Genomic DNA, 17,262 nt, shown 5'->3' on the forward strand with positions numbered 1-17,262 from the left:
AGACTATGGAACCAAAAGCACATCACGTGATCATCGGGCTGTTTACGCTGATTGCGGTTGTGGCAGCACTGTTTTTCGCGTTGTGGCTAGCCAAGTCATCCGCTGATCGCGAGTGGGTCTATTATGAAATCGTTTTTGATCACGCGGTAAGCGGCTTATCTAAGGGCAACCCGGTTCTATACAGCGGCATTGAAGTAGGCGATGTGCTAGAGCTAAAGCTGGGCGAAGACAATCCGGGCCACGTTCGGGTTTTGGTGCGCGTGGAGCAGAGTGTTCCCGTTCGGGAGAACACCCGCGCCGGGCTGGTGCTGGCTAACATTACCGGCAGTATGAGCGTTCAATTCAGCGGTGGCAGCACAGATAGCCCCGTGCTGGAGGGCAGCAGAGAGCATCCCACGCAGATTACTGCTGAGCCTTCGGCATTTAACAGCCTCCTGACCAACGGTGAAGCACTACTAACCAAGGCAGAAACGTTGCTCACCAGCGCGAATAGGGTTCTCTCAGAGGAAAACACCGAAAACCTGACAGCTATTCTGCGCAACGCCAAGGATGCCAGCGATTCCTTGCTAGACAACCGCGACAAGCTCGTGGCCCTGCTTGAGCGCATGGACGACGCAAGCAAGCGCGCCGCAGAAGCGGCAATTAAGGTTTCCACCGTCTCGGATAACGCCAATGCTCTGTTACAAAACGAAGGCAAGTCGGTACTGACCAGCATGAGCGCAGCCATGAAAACGGTTCAACAAATCGGTGCACGACTTGATCAGCTTACCCGGGATAACGAAGGCGCCCTAGATTCCGGGCTTCAAGGTATGGGTGAGCTAGCACCGGCCCTAAGAGAACTGCGTAACACGCTCAGAAACCTTAACCAGTTCACCCGCCGGCTGGAAGAAGACCCCACGGGAACCATCTGGGGCGGCCCTAGCATCAAGGAGGTATCCCAGTGATTAATAATGCTATAAAAACGTTCAAGACTGTGGGCACCGCGCTGGTCGTTTCTGGGGTTATGACAGCGTGCACGGTGTTTCCGTCACCGGAAGCACCCAGGGTGATGGATTTTCCGGTACCGCAGGGCCTGCAAAAGAGTGTAACCAGCCTGCCCCAGAGCCTTCGGGTTGATACACCTTTTGCGTCCGAGCCCTTTAACAGCACAAGAATTTTAGCAAAGCCGGTGCCATGGGAGTTCAGAGTCTATGGGGGCGTTCGGTGGCGAGATACAGTGCCCGTTATCCTGCGCGATATGCTGGTGGGCGTATTCAGGGCAACGGCAAGCTTTCGAGACGTCATCATGGATACTGGGCCAGGCAATACCGACCTGAACCTGGCTACTGAAATTACAGCCTTCCACACTGTCAGCCAAGGCGACAGTACCCGGGTGACAATTGCTATCTATGGACAGCTGATCGATAACCGCTCACGGGAAACACTTTGCTCCGACAACTTCATCGTGTCTATGCCGGCAGGAGACAAGAGCATAGATTCAATTGTGCAGGCTTTCGGCAGTGCCGGAGAAAGGCTTGCAGAAGAGGTTATCGACTGGGCAAGGGCATGTGAGACACCCCCGAATTAGTCCTCTTCGGGGAACAAATCCGGCCAAGCCGCTTTGATGTAAAGCCCCATAGACCAGAGCGTTAAAACCGCAGCGATATACAACAGACCCACGGCAACCTCTGAAAGAAGCTGGCCCGGAGGAAATGCCAGCAGGCCCACAATGGATGCCATCTGCGCCGTGGTTTTAATCTTGCCGATGTATGAAACGGCAACGCTGGCACGGCTGCCTATTTCTGCCATCCATTCCCGCAATGCGGATATCACAATTTCCCGACCGATAATCACCGTTGCAGGTATGGTAAGCAGAAGTGCGGAATACTCTTGAATGAGCAGCGCCAGCGCGACCGCCACCATCAACTTGTCGGCAACCGGGTCGAGAAAAGCGCCGAATGGCGTGCTCTGGTCAAGCTTTCGGGCGAGATAGCCGTCTAGCCAGTCCGTCGCGGCCGCTATGCCGAAAATTGCCGCACTCGCCATATAACTCCACTGCACCGGGAGATAAAAAACCACCACAAAAACCGGAATCATGATGATGCGGGAGAGTGTGAGCAGGTTGGGTAAATTCATACTGTAATCACTCGTCGTGCAGTGCTGCGTATATGTTTTCAGCCAGTGATTTACTGATGCCTTGAACCTTGGTCATTTCATCAACACTGGCTTTGCGTAGTTCCTGTATGCCACCAAAATACCGGATTAGCTCCCGGCGCCGTTTGGGGCCAACCCCTTCAATGCCTTCCAGGGTCGACTGGCGACGCTTCTTGTCGCGTCCTGCGCGGTGCCCGGTAATAGCGAAGCGGTGCGACTCATCCCGTATGTGCTGAATCAGGTGCAATGCCGGCGACTCAGCAGGCGCACGGAATACGTCGCCGGTCATGGCATCAATCAACTGCTCCATGCCCACGCGCCGGGCTGCACCCTTGGCCACGCCAATCAGGGGATATCTGAAACCCCAAGTTCATCAAACACTTCCCGGGCAATGTTCAACTGCCCCTTACCACCATCTATGAACACAAGATCGGGGCGCTTACCCTCGCCTGCAACCATGCGGCGGTAACGGCGGGTCAGTACTTGGCGCATGGCACCGTAATCATCTCCGGCTTTAACACCTTCGATATTATATAGCCGGTAGTCACTTTTCAGGGGCCCATTCTCATCGAAAACGACACAGGAAGCGACGGTATTTTCACCATGGCTGTGACTAACGTCGAAACACTCCATCCGTGACGGCGTCTCCGCAAGCTCCAGCATGTCCCGCAGCGCTAGCAAGCGCCGATAAACGGTTTCCTTGCTGGCGAGGTGGGTAAGCAGGGTTTGCCGGGCATTAGTCATAGCCAGTTCCAGCCAGCGCCGGCGCTCTCCCCGCACATTTCCACGTATGCGGGTCTCACGGCCAGCTGCATCGGAAAGCGCCTGAGCAAGAAGCGCCTGCCCTTCAACTTCAACCGGTACCAGCACATCCTGCGGAATCTCGCGGCGGGTGTTGCCGCCAAAATAATACTGGCCGAGAAAGGCACTGAGCAACTCGCCCTCCGACTGCTCAAGGGAATAGCGAGGGAAGTAGTCTTTGGTTCCTAAAACCCTGCCCCCGCGCACGATAATGACCACAACGCACACCACACCGGCATCCTGCGCGATGGCAACCACATCGGCGTCACCGCCCTCACCGTCTACCGATTGCTGCTCCTGCACATGGCGCAAATGATTGATCTGATCGCGGTAACCGGCTGCTTTTTCAAATTCGAGGTTTTTGGCGGCCTCTTCCATGGAATCCATCAAATTACGAATGATGACCGGGTTTTTGCCTTCGAGAAAAAGGCTGGCGTGACGGATATCCTGTTGGTAGTCCTCGGGCGAAATATACCCCACACAGGGTGCTGTACAGCGGTTAATCTGATACTGCAGGCAGGGTCTTGATCTATTGCTGAAATAGCTTTCGCTACAAGACCTTATGCGGAACACCTTCTGCAACACATTAAGACTTTCTTTCACAGCACCGGAGCTCGGAAACGGCCCAAACCAGGTTCCTCCACCTTTTTTGGCGCGCCCACGCCTAAAGGTCAGCGACGGATAATCGCTGTGGGATGACACATAGATATAAGGGTAAGATTTATCATCCCGAAGCAGGATGTTGTAGGGCGGGCGCAGAGACTTGATCAGGTTTTGCTCAAGCAGCAGCGCTTCTGTCTCACTGTTGGTAATGGTTACCTCAATGGAGACTATCTTTGCGACCAGAGCTTCAGTTTTAGGCGTCAGGCCAGTCTTGCGAAAATAGCTGCTGACCCGTTTTTTGAGATTGCCGGCCTTACCTACATACAGCACCGAGCCGGCGTCGTCGTACATCCGATAGACGCCGGGCCGCTCCGTCAGCTGTTTCAGGAAGTGTTTACTGTCGAACTCCCCGCTGCTTTCGCTTGTAGCATCAGACCTTGTGGGCATCAAGTAACCCAAACCGCACTGCCATCAGAGCCAACTCAACATCGCTGGAGATTTCCAACTTTTCAAAGATTCGGTAACGGTAGCTGTTCACGGTTTTTGGACTGAGGCAGAGCTTATCGGAAATGTTCTGTACCTTCTGGCAGTCCACCACCATCATGGCTATCTGCATTTCGCGCTCAGACAGCCGATCAAATAGCGATAAGTCGCCGTCTTCATCTTTGTCGCCACCCAACTGTTTCAGTGCCATTTTCTGGGCAATTTCAGGGCTGATGTATCGCTGGCCCGAGTGGGCCATACGAATAGCACGAACCATTTCCCGGATATCCGCGCCTTTGGTGATGTAGGCGGTGGCTCCGCTTTGCATGACCCGAGCGGGATAAGGATCGTCGGCGCACGCGGTTACTACGATCACACGGATCGTGTCGTCTATTCTTAGGATTCGCCGCGTAGCTTCCAGACCACCAATACCTGGCATCCGGATATCCATTAATACGATATCCGGGCGGCTCTTACGCACAAACTCTATAGCGTCTTCACCAGACGAAGACTGACCGATAACATCAATATCTGGATCATCCGCGAGCATCCGGGTTATCCCGGAACGAACCAGCTCATGGTCATCTACAACCAATACCCTGATCAAAATCCACCTCGCACAGCGCTTTCAGAAATCAGCGCAATTGTACCGTTTACTAACGCCCCCGGGTAGGTGCAAACCGAAATACCCTGAGAGGTTAACTGATCATTTCGGCACGCCCAGCCCGGCCGTGTTCTCTACCGGATCAAACCAGACAACCAAATTGCCCCGGCTAATGGCCATCAATACACCGCTCAACTCGGCGAGAGGGTTTTCGGTATCATTGAGCCCGTGATAGCGGGTGCAGTACTCTTCTGCCAAACCATTCAGTTGATCTTCTGACAGCAGTTCCTTGTCTACAAGGAACTTTTCCTCCCGAGGATCAGGTTGTGGCTGGTGCCCAGTTTCGTCGCTCATACAATCTCCTGTGAAGAACGCCATCTTAAGGATTATGCCTTCGAAGGAGAACCCTTTCCCGCTTTCAAAACCGCGAACAATTCTCTACTATCTCTCGTTTCAAGAACGTTTGGATGCTAATGAACTCCTTGGTTTTTCGTCTCACACTTCCGATTTTGTTCGGTTACCTCCCACTCGGCATGGCTTTCGGGGTTCTGTTCACGACTCAGTTGGACTATGCGTGGTGGGCTGCTCCGCTTATGGGCGTGGTGATCTATGCCGGTGCCGGCCAGATTCTGGCGGTTAGCCTACTCGCAGTAAGCGCGGGCTTACTGGAAGTGTTCATTGCCATGTTCGTACTCAACGCACGCCATCTTTTCTACGGCCTGTCCTTGCTCGGGCAATTCCGGGGCGCAGGCTGGCGCAAGCTTTACTTGATTTTCGGGCTGACCGACGAGACTTACTCACTGCTCACCAGCCGACCCCGCTCTAAGGACACAATTCATGAGCTGGACGTGGATTTCCGGATCACAGCGTTCAACCAGGTTTACTGGGTGGTTGGCTGTGCTCTGGGAGCACTACTGGGTCGTAATGTGGCATTCGACAGCACAGGCATTGAGTTTGCGCTTGTGGCCTTGTTTATCGTGCTAACAATCGAACAACTTAAAGCCCTAGGAGACGCATTTCCTGTGTGGGCGGGCGCTGCCGCTGCGGGTTTCGCCATGATATTACTGCCACCGGCTCATCAGCTGATCGGCGCCATCGCCATCGTAACCGCCGTGCTTTTGTTGCAATACCGGAATCTGCGAGCCAAGACCAAGTCGGAGAGCGGCAACCATGTCTGAAACAACCTACCTTGCTGCATTCATCGCCATTGCGGCAATCGCGACCTTTGCCACAAGAATTATTCCGTTTCTGTTTTTTGAGCGTCATACCGAGCACCCTCTCATCAAACACTTAGGGCGTTACCTGCCTGCAGCCGTTATGGCTTTGCTGGCAACGGTATTCTTGCAGCGTTCTGGGGATTGGTCAGCAACAGTACCGGGGCTTGATGCCATTCTGGCGGGTGCGCTTGTGGTGATCGTTCACCTTTGGCGGCGCAATGCTTTACTCTCTATCGCTGCAGGTACAGCGACTTATATGCTCATACGCCAGACCGGCGTGCTGGAATCAGGTTTTTTGGGCTGAGCTTTGCCTTCAGCCTTGCGCTTCCACATTAGCAACCAGTCTTGAGTCGCTCAGTGCAGCCGTGCGGTGTTTCACGACACCTTTGTACTCAGAGCTCTGAATCATTGCCATAAACGCGTCGATTGACGGATAGCGTACAAGCAGAGCTTGATCCCATGATTCATCTGGCGGCGCAATGAGTGACCCAATACTTCGGCCAGACCAAATAACTTCGGCGCCCACTGCGCTAACGCTAGCAGCCGCTTCCCGCATATAAAGCTGGTAGGCTTCACGCCCGCTCAACTCGCGAGACTCATCGGCGTAGCTTGCCTTGTCCCGGAACCTTAGCAGGTTAAGCATCACCACCGGCTGGTCTTTTGGGGTGTCGGCCAAAACCTGCTCTAGCTGCTCCAGCGTGGGGTTTACGGCATTCATGCTGGCCTCATATTCTGGTAAGTTGCGCATTACTATAGCTCACCCATCATAGCTTACGGCAAGGGATTTCATTACCTTTCAGTCAGATCTATTATGGAGGCTTCACTCCTCTGCCAATTGGCCATCTTGAATGGATCTTTTTAGCCTTTTCCAACAAACACTAGAAACCACGCTCCCGGTTTTTGTCATGGTGTTTATCGGGCTGGGCCTGCGAAGAGTTGGCTGGATTGACGATGCATTCGTGCATACCGCTTCCGCTCTGGTTTTCAAGGCAACACTGCCCACCTTGGTTTTTCTCAGCATTATAAAAGCCGACCTCAGCACCTCCCTGAACCCTCGACTACTGATTTTCTATTTTTTTGCCACGTTGGCCAGCTTCATTTTGGCCTGGTTGTGGGCGCGCTGGCGTGTGGATCATGAAGATCGGGGCGTGTACGTTCAAGGAGCCTTCCGGGGCAACTGCGGCATTGTGGGGCTGGCATTGGCAGCAAACCTTTACGGAGATTTCGGGCTTTCGGCGGGCAGTATTCTGCTAGGGGTAGTTATTCTTTCTTACAACGCTCTTTCGGTGATTGTGCTCGCAGCTTACCAGCCAGGGCGATCTCCCGAGTGGCGCCGCATACTTCAGGATATCCTGCGCAACCCCCTGATACTTTCAGTGTTTGCAGCTATTCCTGTGGCTTGGCTGAATCTTCAGCTACCGGAATGGATACTGACCAGCGGTGATTATTTTGCTTCCCTCACACTGCCCTTAGCATTGTTATGCATTGGCGCAACGGTTTCGTTCCGGGCTCTGCGCACTGACAGTTCAACGGCCTTCAGCGCCGCGCTGATGAAAATGGTGATACTGCCTACACTGTGCACCGCCGCAGCCTGGGCCGTGGGCTTCACCGGCCCGGAACTCGGCCTATTGTTCCTGTTCTTCGCAAGCCCAACCGCCGCTGCCAGTTTTGTGATGGCCAAAGCGCTCGGTGGCAATGACCGCCTAGCGGCAAATATAATCGCAATAACCACGCTTATGGCGAGTGTCACTATTACCTTGGGAGTATTTATCCTAAAAGGTGCAGGGCTAATCTGAATTTCGCCATTAACTTCGAGAATTTATCAATAAATCAAGGGGCCCAATGACTGAAGGTAAACCATTTTCTCAAGCCTGCGCGAATAACAAACAGGTCATTCTCGAAAAACTCGCTGCAGTATTCAGCGCCCCCGGCACCGTTCTGGAAATAGGCACTGGCACCGGACAACACGCGATTCATTTTGCCAGTTTCCTGCCACACATCACGTGGCAGCCAAGCGACCACCCCAGCAACTACCAGTTGTGCGAGCCATGGTTAGCGGAGGCACGCCTGCCAAACATCAACAAACCATTAGCCCTAGACGTCAGCATCAGCGACTGGCAATTGCCGCCGGTTACCGGCGCTTTCTCCGCCAACACGGCCCACATCATGTCTTGGCCGGAAGTTAAGGCCATGTTCAAGGGCGTCGCTGCCAATCTCCACCAAGGCGAAGCCTTCTGTTTATATGGGCCATTCAATTACAGTGGAAAATTCACCAGTGGCAGCAACCAGCAGTTTGATGCATCGTTGAGGCAACGGAACCCAGCAATGGGGATTCGGGATATGGCCGATCTGAAAAAACTCAGCAGTGATAACGGGCTCATTCTGGAATCGGACTTTGAGATGCCGGCGAATAATCGGTTGCTGGTCTGGAGAAAACGTTAAGCAAGGTTATCCCGACCTCGGGGCCTGTGAAAGCTCACTATTTTTAACGGCGGCGTCATCGCTACCCCCAGATAGGAGGCAAAGGTGAACAGCGGCCCCGGCACTGCCTGAGCGGCGCCATAACCTGCCAGGAACTCGTTCGCACCGACCCAGCCTGATTGCACCACTTCCGCCTCCAGCAGCGGCAGCACTACATGTCCACCACCGAATACCAGGGCGCCAGCGCGATAAAAGGCATCCATTACCGCCAAAGTCTCGGAGGGGCTGACCCAGGCCAGAAGCGGCAGGCCAGCTAACAAGGCAGCGAAGGTCAGGCTCGCCAAGTGGCCGGCGCGGATGGAGACGCGCATAGGCAGCTCGTGCACTTCAGTCTCAGTATGGGCCCGGCACAGTGCCATAGCCCACACAGCGTGGGCGCCGATAGCCACAGCCGTTACTTTGAGTCCGTGGATGGCGCCCTGACTGATCGGGCCATCAAGCACGGCAGCACCTAAGGCGAACAGCATCAGCGCGATCGCCGAAGGCAGGGTGAAGGCCGCCGAAGGAGGTCAGGCCCAATAGTAGAAAGGCGCTGAAGACTTCCTTGATACGGCCACCGGAGTGCATTGCCTTAGTGCTCCTCACGAAACCAGATCACAATGCTTCATGTCGCTGACACTCTTGAGACCATTAACGGAAATCGATATCGGGTTCAACCATATCGAACGAATCATTTTAGCAATAGCCTCTTCCAAAATCCTGTCTCGATACCTGAGCGATCGCTCAAATATATCTTGAACGATCACTCAAATATCGTTACGGTAGCTCCTGCTAAACCGATTTAAAGCAATTTCGACCCACTTTCAGGAGTCACCCTATGACCAACTTTACCCTTCACAATAAAGAAAGCGCTCCACAAGAAAGCCAGGATTTGCTCGACAAATCCGTCAAGGCCTTCGGCATGATCCCAAGCTTGCACGCGGTTATGGCCGAAGCGCCGGGGCTGCTTGAAGCTTATCAGAGGCTTCACCAGCTATTTCTCGATAGCAGCTTCGATGACGAAGAAACCACCGTGGTATGGCAAACTATCAATGTTGAGCATGCTTGCCACTACTGCGTGCCCGCCCATACCGGCATCGCCAAGAACATGAAAGTTGATGACGCCATCACAGAGGCGCTGCGCAATGAAACACCCCTCCCGACGGAACGCCTGGAAGCTCTCCGTGACTTCACGCTCGCTATCGTGCGCGGCCGGGGCAACGTTGACGACGCCGCCGTAGAAGCTTTCCTGACCGCAGGTTTTACCAAGCGCCAGATTCTTGAAGTCATTCTTGGTACCGCGCAGAAGATCATGAGCAACTACACCAACCATCTCGCAAACACGCCAATCGACAAGCCTATGCAGAAGTATGAGTGGCATAAGGCTGGCTAATCAGTAAAAGTTCAAAGGCCGGTTTGCTGAAAAACCGAATTGAAGTAGCTTTCCGGCTTTGAGTACGAAAACGTATAGGAGATCAGGGTTATGTCGGACACCAATCAGTACCAACCACCAAGCGTCTGGACTTGGGACGCAGAAAATGGCGGTGAATGGGCCAGCATTAACCGCCCCGTCGCAGGACCCACACATGAAGCCCCATTGCCGCGCGGAAAACATCCCTTGCAGATATATTCAATTGGCACACCCAACGGCCAGAAAGTGACCATCATGGCCGAAGAATTACTTGCCGCAGGTGAAAATGGCGCAGAATACGATGCGCACCTGATCCGGATTGGCGAAGGCGATCAGTTCTCCTCTGGCTTCGTCGACATTAATCCAAACTCGAAAATCCCGGCACTGCTTGATACAGAAAACGGCAGCCGAGTCTTTGAAAGTGGTGCGATTCTCCTCTATCTGGCAGAGAAATTCGGGCGTTTTCTCCCCAAAGAAGCTGCGGCACGCACTGAAGTAATGAACTGGCTTTTTTGGCTGCAAGGATCCGCTCCCTACTTGGGAGGTGGCTTCGGGCACTTCTATGCTTACGCACCTGAAAAGTTTGAATACCCGATCAATCGCTTCACCATGGAAGTCAAACGCCAATTGGACGTACTGGACAGGGAGTTTGCTGAACATCGTTATTTGGGAGGAGACGAATACTCCATTGCGGATATCGCCACCTGGCCTTGGTACGGCAATCTTGTGCTGGGCGAGGCCTACGATGCAGGCGAGTTTCTACAGGTAGAGAGCTACAAGAACCTGCGCCGCTGGGCAAAAGAGATCTTTGAACGCCCGGCTGTTCAGCGTGGCCGCATAGTGAATCGCACCAGGGGCGAGCTTTCAGAGCAACTGCACGAACGTCACGACGCCTCGGATTTCAACCTGAGAACGCAAGATAAACTGACGCCGGAATCAACTGCCTGACCCCGCAGCTTTAAACAGCCCACCCTCTTCACTAAAGCAATGAGAGCAAGCAGATACGCACAGAATATCAGTGCGTATCTGCATCTGTATCTGTATCTGTAACACCATCGATACGCAGTGCTTCCAGTGACAGCGCCATATCTTCTGCCAGGGCGTGCACGGCCGAGCTGCCCACATCACGCTGAGCAAAAGCTCGCAACCCCATCAACTCTGCCTGTAACCGACGGCCGAGCCGAACCGGATCAAGCCTGCTATCCAGCTTACCCATCTTTTGTGCGTCGGAGAAACGATCTACGAAGCGCTTTTCCATACCGGCCAGCAAATCTTCAGCCTTGCGCCGAGCGACATGTTCTCGCTCACCCAGCTCCAGCAAACTTTTTACCAGCATGCAGGCACGACTTGGCAATTCCTGATCACAAAGCCCACCCAACCCCCGTAAATAGGCTGCCAATCCTGCCAGCGGTGAGTCGTGGGAGCTCAAGGTACGCTCGATATTAGCCAGCCCCAGGCTGGCATAACGCTCCAGAGAATCCTGCCGATTATGAATCATTGCACGAGCCATGGTCATTTCCAGTTATCGGTGCCGCAATACAACACAGCAATAGAATCTGAGTGATTGCTCAATTTTATATTGAGCAATCACTCAAGTCCAGCTACAGTCCCTGAATTGAACTACCATTCCGACATGCACCTGTGCCGCTGAAACCGCAAGAGGATGCCCCATGCCAAACGCAGCCTTCCCCTCGATAATCGTATTCGACGTGAACGAAACACTGCTCGACATCACTACTCTCGAACCTTTGTTTGATCGTATCTTCGGCGATCCGCGCGTGCTTAGAGAATGGTTCGCCCAGCTTGTTCTCTACTCCCAGACAATGACCCTTTCCGGCCTTTTTACACCCTTTGGCGAGCTTGGCGTAGGAACACTGAGAATGACGGCGAGTATTCATCAGGTGAGTATTGCAGATGCAGACGTTGCGGAGCTGAAAGAACGGATGAGTTCAATGCCGGCACATCCCGACGTTGTACCGGCCCTCACCCGCCTTCAAGATGCCGGGTTTCGGATGGTGACACTGACCAACTCAGCCAGCAGCGCCTCACCAACCCCGCTTGAAAAAGCAGGATTAAGTCGCTTTTTTGAACGGAATTTCAGTGTCGGCACCGTAGGCAAATTCAAGCCTGCCCCAGAAACTTATCGCCTGGTCGCCGCGGAATTGTCTGTCGAGACTTCAGACCTGTGCCTTGTAGCCAGTCACTTGTGGGATACTATTGGCGCACAGGCCACCGGATGCCGGGGCGCGCTTCTCACACGCCCCTACAACGCTAACCTGCCCGCACCTAATGTGCCCATCCCTGACCTTTGTGCATCGGAGTTGACGACCCTTGCCGACCAGATCATTAAGCGCAGACAAGGCTTATGACGGATTGAAGCTTCAGTCAAGGTACCAACACTGCTTTAGTATGCGCCTTCGCTGTATATCAGCTCGTAGCTGTGGCTGTAGATCTCCACAATGTTTCCAAACGGGTCTTCCATGTAAATCATGCGATAAGGCTTCTCACCCGGGTAGTAATAACGCGGCTTCTCCATCCGTTTCTTACCACCGGCGGCAACGATGCGGTCGGCCAGCTCTTCAACGTTCGGATCCTGTACGCAAAAATGGAAGATGCCGGTTTTCCAGTATTCAAAGTTATCTTCTGGGTTAACCTGGTTTTTGAATTGAAATATCTCGACGCCAATCCGGTCACCCGTCGATAGGTGGGCAATACGGAAACTCCCCCAACCTCCTCCAAATACCTCGGTGCACATCTCACCAATGGCGCTGTCATCCTCAACGATTTCGGTCGGTTCCATGATCAGATCCATAAACACTTCCAGCGGTGGTTTGAAGCCTAACCGCTTCCGAGGCCGTGTGTTGAGCTGGAAGGCAAAAGCGTCCAACTCATCCTGACTGAACACCGACAGGTCGGTTCCCTTCGGCATGTACTGCCGCAACAAGCCATTGGTGTTCTCGTTAATGGCTCGTTGCCAGGGGCTGTGTGGGTCAGCAAAGTAGATCGCCGTGCCGGTCTTTTGGGTGATCTCAGCATGGCGCACCAGCTCGCGACCCTGGTCGTAAGTGAAGGTCTGGCGCATCTCCAGCGGTACCCGATTCAACGCGGCACTGAAGCCCTGAACGGCCGCTGTGGCGGTTGCTCCGTCCATCTTGGCCAGGAACACCAGACCACTGACACGCTCTACCAGGGTGCCAACGGCTGAGCGATTGAAGGCACCCTTGATCAAGTCGCCTTCCCAATGCCCAGGCAGCAGTCGCTCTTCGACTTCCGGCGGTCGCAAGTGGATGCTGACCAGATCCGGGATTTGTTGGCGACGATCAACCCCGCCAGCACGGGGACGGCGCTTGGTGTGCCGCTGATTTGCTGAGGAGACCACTTGTTTCGCAGCATGTCGACGACCACCTCGTGGAGGTCAGTGCCCTCGACCAACTTGCGCCGGGGTCGGCATAGCAAACGTGCTGAACGCGCTGCGAGTCCTGCTGCTTCGGCATCATAGAGTCGGCCTTCAACCGTACGCCGCTGCAATTCCCGGCTCAGGGTGCTGGGTGAACGGTTCAGCTCACTGGCAATGGCACGAAGGCTTAGGCCCTGGCGCTTCAGGAACATGAGCGTAACGCAGTCGGTGGTACTAAGGTGATGATAGTGTTTTTCCATGGCAACACGGTACTCGATTAGAGGGTGTTGCACTTAGTTATTGAGCGCGCGGGGTCTTCATTGATGGCCGCTATGTGAAAGCACACCAGCACAGTGCCGGAGCCGCTGAGGCACTGTTACCGTTAAAAGTCGGAGTAAGCGTTGAGCGCCGCCGTGACCCTAAATCGTCAAACCGGTGGGTGGCGTCGCCGCCAAGGCGCAGCGCGACCTGCTCGATATCGGCAATACCGAACTTGCGCATTGCGCCCCATACCCCATCATGCACCGCGAGACTCGGGTAAAGCGGAGAGGCGCTCTTTCATCCAGCTGATCAACCCCCCGCGAAGCAAGAACAGCACTTGTCGCGGCGACATGGTGTGACGCATCTGAAATTTGTACTGGTGCGTGACATTTTCGACCACCAGTTCGCCTCCCTCTGTCAGCACGTGGCGCAGATTGGTCAGGCGCAGCACGTCGCCGGCCTGAATGCTGTCGTAATCCGCATGATCGACGAAGATAAGCGGCAGCACACCGAAGTTGATCAGGTTTTGCGCGTGGATCCGCGCAAAATCCTTGGCTAGAACCGCGCGCAGCCCTAGATACTGAGGGCCCAGTGCAGCGTGCTCTCGGCTCGATCCTTGCCCATAATTGCTGCCACCCACTACCACGTGACCGGGCAGCTGCTTGGCTCGCGCGGCATAGGTGGGATCAAGTCGGTCGAAGGAGAACTCGGCGATCTTGGGAATGTTGCTGCGAAACGGCAGCACCCGCAAGCCGGGTGGCATGATCTCATCGGTGGAAATATCGTCCGCCACCTTGAGCAGAACCGACACTTCGATCTCATCAGGCAGCGGCTCGAAGTTCGGCAGCGAAGCGATGTTCGGACCCTTCACCAGGTCCAATTGCTGCGCCTCCTCAAGCGGTAACGGCGACATGAACATCGCGCGGTTGATAATCGGGTGGTCCGGGTCCGCGATGCGTGGATAGGGGATGCCCAGTGTGCGCGGGTCGGTGATCACGCCGGTGAGCGCGGACGCCGTGGCGGTCTCCGGGCTGACCAGACACACCTTGTCCTCGCGGGTGCCTGAACGGCCAGGAAAGTTGCGCGGCACCGTGCGCAGAGAGATCTCGTTTGTGGCCGGCGCTTGACCCATGCCGATGCAGCCGTTGCAGCCAGCCTGGTGCAGCCGCGCGCCGGCGTGCAGCAAGTGGGCTACGTGCCCGTCGCGCACCAAGGTTTCGAGCTGCGCTCGGGACGTGGGGTTGATGTCGAACGACACGCGGTCGTTCACTTTGCGACCCTGCACCATCAGCGCGGAAACGGCGAAGTCGCGGTAGCCGGGATTGGCCGACGAGCCGATGTAGGTCTGGTAGATCGGCTCACCAGCGACCTCGCTGACCGGGCGCACGTTCCCGGGGCTGGACGGCATGGCGATCAGCGGCACCAGGCTGGACAAATCAATCTCTTCATGAACATCGTAGGTCGCATCTGTATCCGCGGCCAGCTCGACCCAATCCTCTTCTCGCTGCCAAGCGCGCAGGAAACGGCGCACCTCCAGATCGGAAGGGAAAACGGTGGTGGTCGCGCCAAGCTCGGCGCCCATGTTGGCGATCACGTGCCGATCCATCGCGCTCAGCGTGGCCAGCCCCGGCCCGTAGTACTCGACGATCCGGCCCACACCGCCGTCGACGCCGTGGCGGCGCAACATCTCCAGGATCACGTCCTTGGCGCTCACCCAGTCCGGCAAGCTGCCGGTGAGCTTCACGCCCCAGATCAGCGGCATACGTGTGAAGAACGGTTCGCCCGCCATTGCCAGAGCCACTTCCAGCCCACCAGCGCCGATGCCCAGCATGCCAATGGCGCCGGCGGCCGGGGTGTGACTGTCAGAGCCGAGCAGCGTCTTGCCCGGCTTGCCGAAATTTTCCTGGTGGCACGGATGACTCACCCCGTTACCAGGTCGCGAGTACCACACGCCGAAGCGCTGGCAGGCGCTGCGCAGAAAAAGATGATCGTCGGGGTTTTTGAAGTCCTCCTGGATGATGTTGTGGTCAACGTACTGGACGCTCACCTCAGTCTTTACCCGGTCCAGGCCCATCGCCTCCAGCTCCAGCATCACCAGCGTGCCGGTGGCGTCCTGGGTCAGTGTCTGGTCAATCCGGATCCCGATCTCCTCGCCGGGCGTCATGTCGCCGTCCATCAGATGCGACTGAATCAACTTCTGCGTGACGTTCATACTCATGATTCTTCTCCCAACATTGATAAGATTACGGGATTACATAAAGTTAACATTGCATCTCCTGCGCCCAATACTGCGGCGCTACTAATAGTCCTTGTAGAGTAGTCGCTTTTAGCTAGAAATTTTGTAACAATCCAATTTTCAGCGTGGCAAATCAGAGACACCCATCAAAAACTCATCCGCCGCACGCGCGGCCTGACGACCCTCACGGATTGCCCATACCACCAGAGACTGGCCGCGCCGCATGTCCCCCGCGGCAAATACTTTGTCGACCGAAGTCTGGTAGCAACCCTCGCCATCGGTGGTTGCTCTGACGTTGCCGCGCGTATCTTTTTCGACAGCGAACGCTTCCAGCACTTGCGTCACTGGCGACACAAAACCCATCGCCAGCAATACCAAATCCGCTTTCATTTCGAATTCGGAATTTGGCACCTCCTGCATCTTGCCGTCTATCCATTCGACGCGGACTGCAATCAGCTTCTCGACCTTGCCGCCCTTCCCTTCGAAACGCTTGGTCGCAACCGCCCAATCCCGGTCGCAACCCTCTTCTTGTGACGAGGAGGTACGCAACTTGATCGGCCAGTACGGCCATACCAACGGCTTATCCTCTTGTTCCGGCGGTTGCGGCATCAGCTCAAATTGCGCCAAGCTGGCTGTGCTATGGCGGTTGCATGTGCCTACGCAGTCTGATCCGGTATCGCCACCTCCGATAACGACGACGTGCTTACCGTTAGCCATGATCTGGTTGTTGAGCTTGTCACCTGCATCCACCTGGTTTTGCTGCGGCAGGAATTCCATCGCAAAATGGACGCCTTTCAGCTCACGGCCAGGCACCGGCAGGTCGCGCGGCAACTCAGCACCGCCAGCAAGGATGATCGCATCGAATTCTTGATCGAGTTGCTTAGGCGAGATGGTTTCTTTAGTCCAGTTGATGATGTTTGACGGAAAATCTTCGCCGATCAACACACTGGTACGGAAGTGCACGCCTTCGGCTTGCATCTGCTCGATGCGGCGGTCGATATGCGACTTTTCCATCTTGAAGCCCGGAATTCCGTAACGCAGCAAACCGCCAATCCGATCGTTTTTTTCGAACACAGTCACATCGTGACCGACACGCGCGAGTTGCTGGGCTGCGGCCAGACCAGCAGGGCCGGATCCAACCACGGCAATTTTTTTACCCGTTTTGAAGGCTGCTGGTTGCGGCATAACCCAACCGTTTTTCCAGCCCTTATCGATGATGAAATGCTCAATTGATTTGATGCCAACCGCATCGTTGTTGATGGCAAGCACACAGGCAGATTCGCACGGTGCGGGGCAGATGCGGCCAGTGAATTCGGGGAAGTTGTTCGTCGAATGCAGTGTCTCTAACGCTTCGCGATAATTGCCGCTATAAACCAGCTGGTTCCAGTCGGGGATGATGTTGTTAACCGGGCAACCGGTCATGCAAAACGGGGTGCCGCAATCCATACAGCGCGCACCCTCTGTTTTCGCTTGTACATCTTTCAACGGCAGGATGAACTCTTTATAGTTCTTGACGCGTGAATCGGCCGGTAAATACGATTCTTTCTGACGCTGAAATTCCATAAAGCCGGTTGTTTTACCCATTGCCTACCTCTGTCTTATCTAACTCTCCCTGCCAGGGAGAGGGTTCGGGGTCGAATCACCCATCCTGGCCTT

General features: G+C 54.9%; 18 protein-coding genes and 3 pseudogenes. 9 read left to right on the top strand and 12 right to left on the bottom strand.

Annotation, left to right across the window (positions count from 1 at the left end; translation table 11 throughout):
* Positions 1-5 precede the first annotated feature (5 nt).
* Both CPH80_RS06245 and CPH80_RS06250 read left to right on the top strand, forming a co-directional pair.
* The gene (locus tag CPH80_RS06245) at positions 6-944 is read left to right on the top strand and encodes an MlaD family protein (protein ID WP_096276169.1); all 939 of its coding nucleotides are present in this window, start codon (positions 6-8) and stop codon (positions 942-944) included.
* A complete protein-coding gene (locus CPH80_RS06250; RefSeq protein ID WP_096276171.1) occupies positions 941-1,567 on the top strand; it encodes an ABC-type transport auxiliary lipoprotein family protein in 627 nt (208 codons plus the stop codon). Before CPH80_RS06245 ends, CPH80_RS06250 begins: the two co-directional genes overlap by 4 nt.
* Here CPH80_RS06250 and pgsA read toward each other — a convergent pair.
* From pgsA to CPH80_RS06270, 4 genes and pseudogenes are all read right to left on the bottom strand, one after another.
* Positions 1,564-2,115 carry a CDP-diacylglycerol--glycerol-3-phosphate 3-phosphatidyltransferase gene (gene pgsA, locus CPH80_RS06255; protein WP_096276173.1) on the bottom strand — a complete coding sequence of 184 codons (552 nt, stop codon included), beginning with the start codon at positions 2,113-2,115 and terminating at the stop codon, positions 1,564-1,566. The genes CPH80_RS06250 and pgsA overlap by 4 nt on opposite strands.
* A 7-nt stretch (positions 2,116-2,122) precedes the next feature.
* Positions 2,123-3,984 (bottom strand): annotated as a pseudogene (gene uvrC, locus CPH80_RS06260) (excinuclease ABC subunit UvrC).
* Positions 3,968-4,627 (bottom strand): UvrY/SirA/GacA family response regulator transcription factor, encoded by a 660-nt coding sequence (uvrY, locus tag CPH80_RS06265; RefSeq protein ID WP_096276175.1) that lies wholly within the window; start codon positions 4,625-4,627, stop codon positions 3,968-3,970. Before uvrY ends, uvrC begins: the two are co-directional and overlap by 17 nt.
* A 99-nt stretch (positions 4,628-4,726) precedes the next feature.
* On the bottom strand, positions 4,727-4,978 hold the full coding sequence (locus CPH80_RS06270; RefSeq protein ID WP_096276177.1) for a hypothetical protein: 252 nt from the start codon (positions 4,976-4,978) through the stop codon (positions 4,727-4,729).
* Positions 4,979-5,097: 119 nt separating this feature from the next.
* On the opposite strand from CPH80_RS06270, the gene CPH80_RS06275 reads away from it, so the two are divergent.
* Positions 5,098-5,802 carry an AzlC family ABC transporter permease gene (locus CPH80_RS06275; protein ID WP_096281445.1) on the top strand — a complete coding sequence of 235 codons (705 nt, stop codon included), beginning with the start codon at positions 5,098-5,100 and terminating at the stop codon, positions 5,800-5,802.
* Positions 5,795-6,145 carry a branched-chain amino acid transporter permease gene (locus CPH80_RS06280; RefSeq protein ID WP_096276179.1) on the top strand — a complete coding sequence of 117 codons (351 nt, stop codon included), beginning with the start codon at positions 5,795-5,797 and terminating at the stop codon, positions 6,143-6,145. Before CPH80_RS06275 ends, CPH80_RS06280 begins: the two co-directional genes overlap by 8 nt.
* Before the next feature lie 9 nt (positions 6,146-6,154).
* Here the strand turns inward: CPH80_RS06280 and CPH80_RS06285 are convergent, their stop codons facing one another.
* Entirely contained in the window at positions 6,155-6,589 is a 435-nt protein-coding gene (locus CPH80_RS06285) for a DUF1330 domain-containing protein (protein WP_227520383.1), read from the bottom strand.
* Positions 6,590-6,689: 100 nt separating this feature from the next.
* Here CPH80_RS06285 and CPH80_RS06290 point away from each other — a divergent pair, with 100 nt between their 5' ends.
* Entirely contained in the window at positions 6,690-7,637 is a 948-nt protein-coding gene (locus CPH80_RS06290) for an AEC family transporter (protein ID WP_096276181.1), read from the top strand.
* A gap of 46 nt (positions 7,638-7,683) precedes the next feature.
* Entirely contained in the window at positions 7,684-8,283 is a 600-nt protein-coding gene (locus CPH80_RS06295; RefSeq protein ID WP_096276183.1) for a DUF938 domain-containing protein, read from the top strand.
* Positions 8,284-8,339: 56 nt separating this feature from the next.
* On the opposite strand, the pseudogene CPH80_RS06300 reads toward CPH80_RS06295, so the two are convergent.
* Positions 8,340-8,822, bottom strand: a pseudogene (locus tag CPH80_RS06300) (chromate transporter); the annotation flags it as partial.
* A gap of 317 nt (positions 8,823-9,139) precedes the next feature.
* Between CPH80_RS06300 and CPH80_RS06305 the strand changes: the two are divergent.
* Together CPH80_RS06305 and yghU are read left to right on the top strand one after the other, a co-directional pair.
* Positions 9,140-9,694, top strand: a complete 555-nt coding sequence (locus CPH80_RS06305) for a carboxymuconolactone decarboxylase family protein (RefSeq protein ID WP_096276185.1) — start codon at positions 9,140-9,142, stop codon at positions 9,692-9,694.
* A gap of 90 nt (positions 9,695-9,784) precedes the next feature.
* The gene (yghU, locus tag CPH80_RS06310) at positions 9,785-10,660 is read left to right on the top strand and encodes a glutathione-dependent disulfide-bond oxidoreductase (protein WP_096276187.1); all 876 of its coding nucleotides are present in this window, start codon (positions 9,785-9,787) and stop codon (positions 10,658-10,660) included.
* 67 nt (positions 10,661-10,727) lie between these two features.
* Here the strand turns inward: yghU and CPH80_RS06315 are convergent, their stop codons facing one another.
* On the bottom strand, positions 10,728-11,222 hold the full coding sequence (locus CPH80_RS06315; protein WP_096276189.1) for a TetR family transcriptional regulator: 495 nt from the start codon (positions 11,220-11,222) through the stop codon (positions 10,728-10,730).
* A gap of 160 nt (positions 11,223-11,382) precedes the next feature.
* On the opposite strand from CPH80_RS06315, the gene CPH80_RS06320 reads away from it, so the two are divergent.
* Positions 11,383-12,081, top strand: coding sequence for a haloacid dehalogenase type II (locus CPH80_RS06320; RefSeq protein WP_096276191.1), 699 nt, complete (start codon positions 11,383-11,385; stop codon positions 12,079-12,081).
* 35 nt (positions 12,082-12,116) lie between these two features.
* On the opposite strand, the gene CPH80_RS22925 is transcribed toward CPH80_RS06320, so the two are convergent.
* From CPH80_RS22925 to CPH80_RS06335, 5 genes and pseudogenes are all read right to left on the bottom strand, one after another.
* Positions 12,117-12,467, bottom strand: coding sequence for a VOC family protein (locus CPH80_RS22925; protein ID WP_264754835.1), 351 nt, complete (start codon positions 12,465-12,467; stop codon positions 12,117-12,119).
* Positions 12,468-13,369 (bottom strand): annotated as a pseudogene (locus CPH80_RS22330) (IS30 family transposase); the annotation flags it as partial.
* Positions 13,370-13,439: 70 nt separating this feature from the next.
* Positions 13,440-13,610, bottom strand: a complete 171-nt coding sequence (locus CPH80_RS21590) for a hypothetical protein (RefSeq protein WP_157746862.1) — start codon at positions 13,608-13,610, stop codon at positions 13,440-13,442.
* Positions 13,611-13,626: 16 nt separating this feature from the next.
* Positions 13,627-15,588 (bottom strand): aconitate hydratase, encoded by a 1,962-nt coding sequence (locus CPH80_RS06330; RefSeq protein WP_096276193.1) that lies wholly within the window; start codon positions 15,586-15,588, stop codon positions 13,627-13,629.
* Between the two features lie 138 nt (positions 15,589-15,726).
* Positions 15,727-17,190 carry a glutamate synthase subunit beta gene (locus tag CPH80_RS06335; protein ID WP_096276195.1) on the bottom strand — a complete coding sequence of 488 codons (1,464 nt, stop codon included), beginning with the start codon at positions 17,188-17,190 and terminating at the stop codon, positions 15,727-15,729.
* Positions 17,191-17,262 lie beyond the last annotated feature (72 nt).

Source organism: Marinobacter sp. LV10R510-11A, from assembly GCF_900215155.1.
In the GTDB taxonomy this organism is placed as follows: domain Bacteria; phylum Pseudomonadota; class Gammaproteobacteria; order Pseudomonadales; family Oleiphilaceae; genus Marinobacter.